This is a genomic window from Allobosea sp. P1_A7, from assembly GCF_056406775.1.
This window is the reverse complement of sequence record NZ_JBFTZN010000412.1, coordinates 1-3,537: the sequence shown is the minus strand read 5'-3', so window position 1 is coordinate 3,537 and position 3,537 is coordinate 1. Positions and strand designations below refer to the sequence as shown.

The following is a 3,537-nucleotide window of genomic DNA, read 5'->3' as shown; positions in this document are numbered from 1 at the left end:
GGGCAGTGATGTGCACTTGTCATGATAGGCCGTGACAAGCGCGATGCCGCGCGCGGCCCACTGGTCGTTCGCGGCGGCAGGCGACACCGCGCTCGCTGCGAGGGCCGTCGCCAGCAGGGATGGGATCAGTTTCATCGTGCTTGCTCCAGCGATGAAGTGGCGCTTAGGTTCAGTCGACGCGGATGCTGCCACGCGCGATCAGGTTGCGGAGGGCCTCGTACTGGTTATCCTCGCAAAATTCCCGCATCACGAAATTGCTGTCCCATTTCTGAGCGCAGCGGGTCTTGATCGCCGCGACCTTGTCCTGCGGCAACCGCGCGATGTCGGCGGCGCTGAACTCGCCCGAAAAGGCGTTGCTGGCGAGCCGCGCGAAGGCGACGGTGGCGAATAGGCGTTTCACCATGCTTGCTCTTTGGTGAAGGCCGGAATTGGAGCTTTTTTGCTCCGCACCTGGTCAGGATGCGCGGGCGGCAGGGCTGGAAAGCCTCAACAGGCGGGGCCTGCCCTCAACGGCACCAGCAGGACTGTTGCGCGGTCGCGTCTATGTGATGATGCCCCGGCGTTGGCGATCCGCTCAGCGGAAAAGAGGGTGCAGCCGAAAAAGCTTGGCCTTGATCTGTCCGGAGAACCTGACCGGGTCGCCGTTCCTATAGCCCGCCAAGGTCCGCTCCGTCACGATGCTGCGCGGCATGACAATTTGCGTGGCGTCGTCACGGGTCGCGGCGCGTGAGGCTGATGTCGCGGAGACTGCGAGGGTGATGGCCAGAAGTGCGGTAGCCGATTTCATCGTGCTTGCTCCATGGTAAGGGCACAGGGATGGCGCTCCACGGCACGCGGCGCATGGGCACGCAGGGTCAGCGCAGCTGGCGGCGGACGCGGTCCTTCTCGGCGGGGTCGGATTTAACCTTTACACCAACCGCCTTCTCAAGTTTTTCAGCCCGCAGGTCGTGGAACGAGACGACGAGGATCAGCGCAAGCCAGACGAGCACTGCGAGGGACCAACAGATGACGAGGAACTCCACGGTCTTGCTCCTTGGGGCTCCCCGCGCCTTAACATTCGTCGGCATGTAGGGCTTGTTGCATTCAGCCATGCCCTTGCGTATCGCCGCCATTCGTGGCGCGGCTGCGCGATGCCTGCCCATAGCGATTGATGATGCTGGGATGCGCTGCCTGCCGATGCTCGCGGCCATGCGGTCAAGGTGGCGGCGCGACGAAATGCCGTCCGCGATGCTCGCGAGCCGTTGCGCCGTGTGCCCCGTCTCGATGCCTGCCCACGTCGTCGTGACGCCGTGATGCCCGCCCCATGGCGCTGCGACGTGACGTGCGGCCCGTTGTGCTCGCTCTTCCGCCCGTGGTTTTCCTCGAAGACGGTGAGAGCTGGGTCCGCACGATAGACCGGAGATCAGCGTCGCCCTCTCGTCTGTATCCTGACCCAGGTGAAGGACACCGGCTTCCAGACCGTGCCCGACCAGTACCTCGACGGTCCCGGCGCTCGCGGCTGCCCCCCGATCGTTCTCGATAAAGACCCGGCCCAGGAGGCGCGGGAGCGGTTCCGAATGGGACAGACCCGAACAGATAGGAACAGCCGTGTCCGTAACTGGCAGGATCTCGCAAGAACGGAAGAACAGCCCGCGAACGACACCGGAACATCGCAAGGAGCGTGCCGCCATGTCTGACACGTTCACGCGCCTAAGAGCGCAGGCCCCGCTCGAGGTGATCGTCCATTTCAGCGAAGGCGAGGTCAAGGGGCTTGCCCTGATGTTCGGTGCGCTCGGCCCGACTGAGGCACGCTCGCCTTTGACCAGGGCGCTGTCCCGCGTCAGGGAGGAACTGAACATCGCCAAGTCCAGGCAGCGCAACAGGGAGAAGCGTGAGGGCAGGGATGTCTGACAACGCCACCCGTCTGCACAAGCTCTACGAAGCGTAAGGCAGCGCTGTCTCCCCGCGCGTTATCCGTTTCCTTTGTCTCCAGCCGAGGCTGCCAGCTTCCGAAGGTCTTGGGAGCGCGCAATCATCAAAGTCGCAACCCAACGCTCAAGCTGAGCAACCCGCGCTTCGATTGGGATGGGGCTTCGTTGGGCGGCATCCATCGCAAGCTGGGTCGCCTTTTCAATATTATCGGCCTCAGCGATCAACTCTTCCTCGGTCGCCTCCTCCGATAGGACGTTGATCATTTCCCACTTTTGGATTGCGCGCTATCTGTCCGCGGCGTGGTCGTCATCTCGCATCCGAGCCCGCGCGATCCGCCGCACAGGCGAGTTGCTTCAGCAGATCAACGGTAAGGGCAACCATCAGCCTACGCTCTCTGGACGGCCTTCAGGTCGAGTTCGGGCATGAGTTCGTAAGCGCCCTCGATGTCTGCCGCAGTGTAGACGACGTGGTCGAGCCCGCCGATGAGACTTAGGCGCCGGCATCGAGGCAACGCCGCGCCCATCATTCGTCCGGATCAAGTGAAATTAATTGCACATCAGCGTGGGAAAAAGGCCCCGTAGACGCCCCGATTGGGACGGGCGCTACGGGGTCTTAGTCGCCCGGCAAGGATCGCGTACCGGGAGGTTCGGAGATGGAGAAGTACCAGGCTCTCCGCTACTGCGGCTCCTGCCGTCGAAGCGGGTCGTGGCGGATGCTGTGCCACGCCCTATGCTGATCCCAGTAAGTAGCCTGGTCAAGAACACACGTTCCTGCCTTCCGTAAGAAGCGTCTGGCAGCAGCCCGGCACGGCCCAATACAAAAAAGGGGCATTGTCACGGGAAGGGTGCGATCTGAGCCCGCCACGGTAGGGTAGGGGGATGCAGCCGATTTCCTACGCCCGTCATCAGTTCCCGCCCGAGATTATCCGGCACGCCGTGTGACTCTATCTGCGGTTCATCTTGAGCTATCGCGATGTCGAGGAGCTGCTGGCGGAGCGCGGCCTCGACATCTCGTACGAGACGATCCGGCGATGGGTACTCAAATTTGGATGCAGTTATGCCCGCAACCTGCGCCGGCTGCGGCCCCAACCGGCAAACACCTGGCACTTGGACGAGATGGTGATCCGCGTCCAGGGCCGGTCGCCTGTATCTATGGCGAGCCGTYGACAGCGAGGGCGAGATCCTCGACATGCTGGTGCAATCGAGACGGGACAAGGGTGCCGCCCTACGGCTGATGCGCAAACTGTTCAAAATACATGGTTTTACTCCCAAAGTGCTGGTGACGGACAAATTGCGCTCCTACGAGGCGGCACGGCGAGACCGGGGGCTCTCGGCGCGCCATGAGCAAGGCCTGCGCCGAAACAATCGGGCGGAGAACTCACACCAGCTAATCCGACGACGTGAGCGCAAGATGCAGCGCTTCAAGTCGCCAATGTCGGCGCAGCGATTTCTCTCCGTTCATGCTGTCGTCCATAATATCTTCAACCTCGAGCGCCATCTGATCTCCCGACCGACGCTGCGCCTCTTCCGAGCCGCGGCCGCGCAGCAGTGGCAAAACGCGACCACCGCCGCGTAAGTACAGCATTGCACAGAGCACAGAGCGAAATCCGGCTCGTCGAGTTTCCCG

Annotated in this window: 5 protein-coding genes and 2 pseudogenes; 2 read left to right on the top strand and 5 right to left on the bottom strand. The window is 62.6% G+C overall.

Going from position 1 to position 3,537, the window contains the following annotated elements:
- Nucleotides 1-169: 169 nt before the first annotated feature.
- The 3 genes from AC1D34_RS35320 to AC1D34_RS35310 form a co-directional block, all read right to left on the bottom strand.
- On the bottom strand, nucleotides 170-403 hold the full coding sequence (locus AC1D34_RS35320; RefSeq protein WP_476826756.1) for a hypothetical protein: 234 nt from the start codon (nucleotides 401-403) through the stop codon (nucleotides 170-172).
- Nucleotides 404-574: 171 nt separating this feature from the next.
- Nucleotides 575-787, bottom strand: a complete 213-nt coding sequence (locus tag AC1D34_RS35315) for a hypothetical protein (RefSeq protein ID WP_476826755.1) — start codon at nucleotides 785-787, stop codon at nucleotides 575-577.
- 67 nt (nucleotides 788-854) lie between these two features.
- The gene (locus AC1D34_RS35310; protein WP_476826754.1) at nucleotides 855-1,022 is read right to left on the bottom strand and encodes a hypothetical protein; all 168 of its coding nucleotides are present in this window, start codon (nucleotides 1,020-1,022) and stop codon (nucleotides 855-857) included.
- 646 nt (nucleotides 1,023-1,668) lie between these two features.
- Here AC1D34_RS35310 and AC1D34_RS35305 point away from each other — a divergent pair.
- Nucleotides 1,669-1,890, top strand: a complete 222-nt coding sequence (locus AC1D34_RS35305; RefSeq protein WP_476826753.1) for a hypothetical protein — start codon at nucleotides 1,669-1,671, stop codon at nucleotides 1,888-1,890.
- A gap of 59 nt (nucleotides 1,891-1,949) precedes the next feature.
- Here the strand turns inward: AC1D34_RS35305 and AC1D34_RS35300 are convergent, their stop codons facing one another.
- Entirely contained in the window at nucleotides 1,950-2,174 is a 225-nt protein-coding gene (locus AC1D34_RS35300; RefSeq protein ID WP_476826752.1) for a hypothetical protein, read from the bottom strand.
- A gap of 128 nt (nucleotides 2,175-2,302) precedes the next feature.
- Nucleotides 2,303-2,395: pseudogene (locus AC1D34_RS35295) on the bottom strand (SDR family oxidoreductase); the annotation flags it as partial.
- A gap of 394 nt (nucleotides 2,396-2,789) precedes the next feature.
- On the opposite strand from AC1D34_RS35295, the pseudogene AC1D34_RS35290 reads away from it, so the two are divergent.
- Nucleotides 2,790-3,486: pseudogene (locus AC1D34_RS35290) on the top strand (IS6 family transposase).
- Nucleotides 3,487-3,537: the final 51 nt, after the last annotated feature.